Here is a 5,848-nt window from a genome sequence, read left to right as displayed (position 1 = left end):
AGGCGGGCACGCCCTTCTGCATCACCGTCGACTTCGACACGCTCGACGACCAGACGGTGACGGTCCGCGACCGCGACACGATGGAGCAGGACCGCGTGGCGATCGACCAGCTCGCCACCTACATCTTCGACCAGACGCGCAACTGGACCCCCGAGAAATAGACGGGCCGGGCGGGATGGGGGAGGCCTACGCGGCCGACCGGACGATCGCGTCTTTTCGGGCCAGTTCGTCGATCCGTTCGGGGGAGCATCCGAGGCGTTCGCGCAGGACCGTGGACGTGTGCTCGGCGTAGCGCGGCGGTGGGGAAAGGGAGGAGGACGCCTCGTCGGGGTGGGGAAACGCGATTTGTCGGAGTCCCGACGGGTCTTCGGGGCCGGCATCGAGCGTCATGGCCTGGGCGGTCGATTGCCCGAAGACCGCCGGCACGTCGCGCACCACGCCGGCCGGAACGTTCTGTTCGCGGAGTGCCGTGAGGAGAGGACCGCTTCGAAATTGTCCGACGCGGGCCCCGAGACGGTCGGCCAGGGCGTCGCGGTGATCAACGCGGTCGGCGTTCGTGGAGAACCTGGGGTCGTCGGCCAGCTCCGGACACCCGAGAATGTCGCACAGCGCCGTGAACTGGCGGTTGGTCCCCACCGCCAGGACGATCGACCGGTCGTCGGCCGTGGCGAACGGGGTGCCGTACGGGGCAATGTTGGGGTGGGCCGAGCCCATGCGCTGCGGGCTGTGCCCGGCCACGAGCCAGTTGGTCGCCTGGTTGGCGAGGCCGCTCACCGCTGCCTGGAAGAGAGACACCGGCACGTAGGCGCCGCCCCCGCCTCGCTCGCGGTTCAGCAGCGCCACGAGAAGGCCCTCCTTCAGCTGATGGGCCGCCAGCACGTCCATCAACGCCACCGGCAGCTTCGTCGCGGGCCCGTCCGCAGGGCCGTTCATGTGCATGAAGCCGCTCTCGGCCTGAATGACGGCGTCGTAGCCGGCCCGCTCGCGGTCCGGGCCGTAGCCAGTGACGTGGCCGTAGATCAGTGCAGGATTGATGGCCGAGAGCGTCTCGTAGTCGGCACCGAGGGCCTCGGCGGTGCCGGGGCGGTAGCTGGCCAGCACGATGTCGGCCTCCCGCGCGAGATCGTGGAGCAGAGCCTGCCCCGTCGCCGTCGACAGGTCGAGCGCCATCGACTGCTTACCCGTGTTGCAGCAACAGAAGTAAGCGGACCGGTCGTCGTTGTCCTCGGCATCGTCGACGTTCGGGGCCCGCCACCGCCGCGTCGCGTCGCCGTTCGTGCGGGGATTCTCAACTTTGAGGACCGTCGCGCCGAGCTCGGCGAAAAACTGGCCCACGCTCGGGCCGGCGAGGACGGAGGCGAGTTCCAGGACAAGGAGATCGTCGAGCACGGGGAGAGGCAGCTCTGCGGTGTTGGCGGGGGACCCTACGGTGCACCGGTCCATTGGCTTCTTTGAATCGAGAAGCCCCTTTCGGGTTCGACTGTCCTGAGACGAAATCTCTCCCCGATATGGCCGCCGAGTCTCCGTCGCCGCCGGGTCCCGATGCATGGGCGCGCTGGTGGAACCGGACCCGGTACCGGCTCTACGCCCCGGTCTACGACGCGCTGGCGTGGCCCATGGAGCGCGGACGACGGCGGGCCATCGAGTGGCTTGATCCCGCCCCGGATGAGCGCATTCTGCTGTCGGGGTGCGGCACCGGATTGGATCTCAAGTACCTCCCGGCCGGTGCGCAGATCACGGCCCTCGACGCGGTGCCGGCGATGGGGCGCCGCATACGCGACCGCGCCCGGGGGCTTGGGTTGAATGTCGACGTCCGGATCGGAGACGCCCACGCGCTGCCCTTCGCGGACGACACGTTCGACGTGGTGCTGCTCCATCTGCTACTGTCGGTCCTCCCGGATCCGGAGGCCGTCGCCGCCGAGGCGGCCCGCGTGTTGGCCCCGGACGGCCGCATTTCGATCTACGACAAGTTTCTGCCAGAGGGCACGTCGCCGTCCCCATTGCGACGACTACTGAATCCCGTGGCGCGAGTGCTGGTCTCCGACTTCAACCGACGGCTCAGGCCGATTCTTGTCGGAGCGGACCTGCAGGTCGTGGCCCACCGGAAGGCGGGACTCTGGGGGCTTTACACCGCCACCATTGCACGAGAGAACACCAGGTGACGCGGAGACTTGTGCTCCTCCGCAGCCCCGAGGCGATCCCTCCAAAAAGGAAAGCCCCCGGCCGGACTAGAGGAGTCCGACTGGGGGCATGAAGCCGCACCCGATCACAACTCGTTCCCGATGCGGGTCCGGACCTCATCGGCCGGCCCGCGGGGATCGGGGGGGCGGACGCCGGGCTACTGGATCTCGATCTGACGGCGTGTGCTCTCTTCCGTCTTCGGGACGGTAATTGTCAGCACACCGTCGTCGTAGGTCGCCTCGATGTGGTCGGCGTCGACGGCGTCCGGAAGCGTGAACGTGCGGTGGAAGGTGCCGACGGCGCGCTCCACGCGGACGAAGTCTTCGCTTTCGTCCGTTCGCTCGCTGCTGCGCTCGCCGTTCACGGTCAGCGTGCGGTTCTGGAGGTTAATACTGATGTCCTCCGCGCTCATGCCGGGCACGTCCAGGTGGAGGCGGAAGGCGTCGTCCGTCTCCACCAGGTCGGTGCTCGGCGACCAAACGGCAGAGGGGCTTTGGTCTCCGCCGTCGGAGCGCCCGAAGAACTGATCGAAGAGGCTATCGACCTCCCGCTGGAGGTTTCGAAGGGTTCGATTCGGCGTTTGGCGAGTCAACTGGGCCATGGGTCTCACCTCGTCCGGCGGACTTGTTCAACAGTGCGACGAACAGGTCGGCAATGACACAAGGCAATGTGTCCGTCGGGGACGTCGGTGATGCCCCGTCGTCCCCGAAGATTCCGTTCGTCATATTGAACAACACGTGTGCCACCCCGGCTCAGCCCCGATGAATCCCGAAACTCCGGCACCCGAGCCTGCCGCAGCGACAGAGTGCGGCTGCAGATCTGACACGCGGTCCGGTCGCGCCGGCCCCGCGGAACGCCCGCGGGGGGCGTCGACAGATCTTTCAGGATGGAAAGAGTTTCGGGGAATCGGAGACGGCCGGGGCGGGTAGAAAAACCACACGCATACACACCAATCCAGTCCCGTCCATGCCGTCGCGCACGCACGTCGTCTGGTACAAGCGCGACCTGCGGGTCGGCGACCACCGCCCGCTGGCGGAGGCCGCCGACCGGGGGCCCGTACTGCCCCTCTACGTGGCCGAGCCGTCCATCGCGGCCGGCGACGACTACCACCCGCGCCACTGGACCCTGATTCGGGAGGCGCTCATCGAACTCCGGGCCCGTCTCGCGAAGCGAGGGCAGCCCCTGGTCGTGCGGTGCGGCGAGATGCCGGACGTCCTGGAGTCGTTGCGTAAAGATGTGGGGCCCATCCACCTCTGGGCCCACGAGGAGACGGGCACCCAGCGCACGTTTGCACGGGACGAGCGCGTTCGTGACTGGGGTCGGGAACAGGACATTCCATTCACGGAAGTGCCGAGCCGGGGCGTCGTCCGCGGCCCCCACGACCGCGACGACTGGGCCGACCGGTGGGAGGAGGCCATGGACCGGCCGCTCGTGCATCCGCCCGAGTCGCTGACGCCGGTCGAGGACATTGAGCCGGGGCCGATGCCCTCCCACGCCGACCTCGGGCTCCGTCCGTCCACCGCCGCCCTGCAGCGGATCGGGGAGGCGGAGGCCCACCGGACCCTCGACTCGTTCTTCCGCGAACGGGGGCGCACCTACCGGCGGGCCATGTCGCGCCCCGCACCCGCCCGGACGGAGTGCTCACGGATCTCGGTGCATCTGGCCTACGGCACGATCAGCCTGCGACGGGTGGTCTACGAGCTTCGACGCCGCCAGGAGGAGCTGCGGGGCCGGAGCGGCCCGGACGTCACGGCGCGGCGCAAGGCGCTGAGCAGCTTCGACAGCCGCCTGCACTGGCACAGCCACTTTACGCAGAAGCTGGAGGATGCCCCCCGCATCGAGACGGAGAGCTACATTCCGGCGTTCGACGACCTTCGAGCGGATGACTGGGACCCGGCGCTCTACGACGCGTGGCTCCACGGCCGCACCGGCTTTCCGATGGTCGACGCCTGCATGCGCGCCCTCCGGACCACGGGGTGGCTCAACTTTCGGATGCGCGCGATGCTCTGCTCGTTCGCGGCCTACGACTGCTGGCTCGACTGGCGCCGCTTCGCGCCGACCTACGGCGGCCTCATGGCCGACTACGTGCCGGGAATTCACTACCCGCAGGTGCAGATGCAATCCGGCACCACCGGCATCAACCGCGTCCGCATCTACAACCCGGTGAAGCAGGGCAAGGAGCAGGACCCGGACGGCACGTTCATCCGCCGCTGGGTCCCCGAGCTGGCCTCCGTTGAGACGACCGCGTACGTGCATGAGCCCTGGCGCATGTCGCCCATCGAGCAGCGGGCCATCGGGTGTGTGGTGGGGGAGGACTACCCGGAGCGTGTCGTGGATCACAATGAGGCGTACCACCACGCCCAGGACGCCATCCACGAGCTGCGGCAGCGTCCGGAGATTCAGGCACAGGCCGACACGGTGCTGGAGCAGCACGGAAGCCGGGCTTAGGGACCGGTGGAAGGATCAGGACCGCGTCCGGGATCACCGGATGGCCGTGCCGGTCCCCGGCGCGTCACTGGGGTGCGAGAAGCTGAAGTCCATGTAACGGGAGGAACCCGAACAGCCCCGAAAGATTCTCTACAGCGGTCTCCAAACGCCCACACCGTCACGATGACTGCTGCGCCGCACGTGTACTGTTGTTGCTGTCTGTCCTCTCGCGCGTGAGCCGCGTGGTGTACGGCCGACGCTGTCGCCTCCGCCCGCCGGCTTTGCCGGGGGCTTTTTTCGTTTTGTCCCGCTCGAAGAGGTTCTGCCCACCCATGAAGGCCCACATTCTCTACGAAAATGAGGACTGGATGCCGCCGCTCCGGTCGGCCCTAGACGACGCCGGCGTGCCGTACGAGGAGTGGTTCGTCAACGACGGACATTTCGACGTGACCGGCACCCCTCCCGAGGGCGTCTTTCTGAACCGGATGAGCGCGTCCTCCCACACGCGGGGGCACGGCCCGGCCGTCGAGCACACGCGGCAGCTCATCGCGTGGCTGGAGCGGCACGGACGCCGCGTCGTGAATGGATCGCACGCCTTCGAGCTGGAGATTAGCAAGGTGCAGCAGCACGCCGCGCTGGAACAGGCGGGGCTGCGGACCCCGGCCACGCGGGCCGTGGCAGGAGGAACGGAGGCGCTGCTGGACGCCGCGCAGGACATGCCCACCCCGTTCGTCACGAAGCACAATCGCGGCGGGAAGGGCCTCGGCGTGCAGCTCTTCCGCACCCACGAGGCGTTCGAGGACGCGGTGCACGCCGGGGATATTCCCACACCGCCCGCCCACATTACCCTCCTGCAGCAGTTCATCGAGGCGGCCGAGCCGTTCATCACGCGCTGCGAGTTCGTGGACGGCGAGTTTCTGTACGCGATCACGTCGGACACGAGCGACGGCTTCGAGCTCTGCCCGGCCGACGCGTGCCGTACCGACGAGGACCGCTGCGCGGTGGACGGGGACGACTCCCTCTTTGCCCTGCGTGAGGACGTGCCCGCCGCCCTCATCGACCGCTACAAGGCCTTCCTCAAGCGGGAGCAGATCGATGTCGCCGGCATCGAGTTTATCGAGGACGCCGACGGGCAGATCTGGACCTACGACATCAACGGCACGACCAACTACTCGCCCGAGGTCGAACAGGAGCACGACCTGAGTGGCATGGCCGCCGTCGCCGACCTCCTGAAGCGCGA

6 protein-coding genes are annotated in these 5,848 nt (G+C 68.1%); 4 read left to right on the top strand and 2 right to left on the bottom strand.

What is annotated here, in order from left to right:
* The coding region (locus V5A20_RS12820; protein WP_332327510.1) for a His/Gly/Thr/Pro-type tRNA ligase C-terminal domain-containing protein at positions 1-161 on the top strand (161 nt) is incomplete at its 5' end.
* A gap of 25 nt (positions 162-186) precedes the next feature.
* Here the strand turns inward: V5A20_RS12820 and V5A20_RS12815 are convergent.
* On the bottom strand, positions 187-1,443 hold the full coding sequence (locus V5A20_RS12815) for a CaiB/BaiF CoA transferase family protein (RefSeq protein ID WP_332327509.1): 1,257 nt from the start codon (positions 1,441-1,443) through the stop codon (positions 187-189).
* A 65-nt stretch (positions 1,444-1,508) separates the two neighbouring features.
* Between V5A20_RS12815 and V5A20_RS12810 the strand changes: the two genes are divergently transcribed.
* The gene (locus V5A20_RS12810; protein ID WP_332327508.1) at positions 1,509-2,162 is read left to right on the top strand and encodes a class I SAM-dependent methyltransferase; all 654 of its coding nucleotides are present in this window, start codon (positions 1,509-1,511) and stop codon (positions 2,160-2,162) included.
* A gap of 176 nt (positions 2,163-2,338) precedes the next feature.
* On the opposite strand, the gene V5A20_RS12805 is transcribed toward V5A20_RS12810, so the two are convergent.
* Positions 2,339-2,782, bottom strand: coding sequence for an Hsp20/alpha crystallin family protein (locus V5A20_RS12805; RefSeq protein ID WP_332327507.1), 444 nt, complete (start codon positions 2,780-2,782; stop codon positions 2,339-2,341).
* 365 nt (positions 2,783-3,147) lie between these two features.
* On the opposite strand from V5A20_RS12805, the gene V5A20_RS12800 reads away from it, so the two are divergent.
* Together V5A20_RS12800 and V5A20_RS12795 are read left to right on the top strand one after the other, a co-directional pair.
* Complete coding sequence (locus V5A20_RS12800) at positions 3,148-4,629, top strand: FAD-binding domain-containing protein (RefSeq protein WP_332327506.1); 1,482 nt, start codon at positions 3,148-3,150, stop codon at positions 4,627-4,629.
* Between the two features lie 311 nt (positions 4,630-4,940).
* A partial coding sequence (locus V5A20_RS12795) for an ATP-grasp domain-containing protein (RefSeq protein ID WP_332327505.1) occupies positions 4,941-5,848 on the top strand: 908 nt, incomplete at its 3' end.

The organism is Salinibacter sp., assembly GCF_036626415.1.
Taxonomy (GTDB): Bacteria; Bacteroidota; Rhodothermia; order Rhodothermales; family Salinibacteraceae; genus Salinibacter.
The sequence above is the reverse complement of the archived record's forward strand: the minus strand, read 5'-3'. Positions and strand labels throughout refer to the sequence as shown.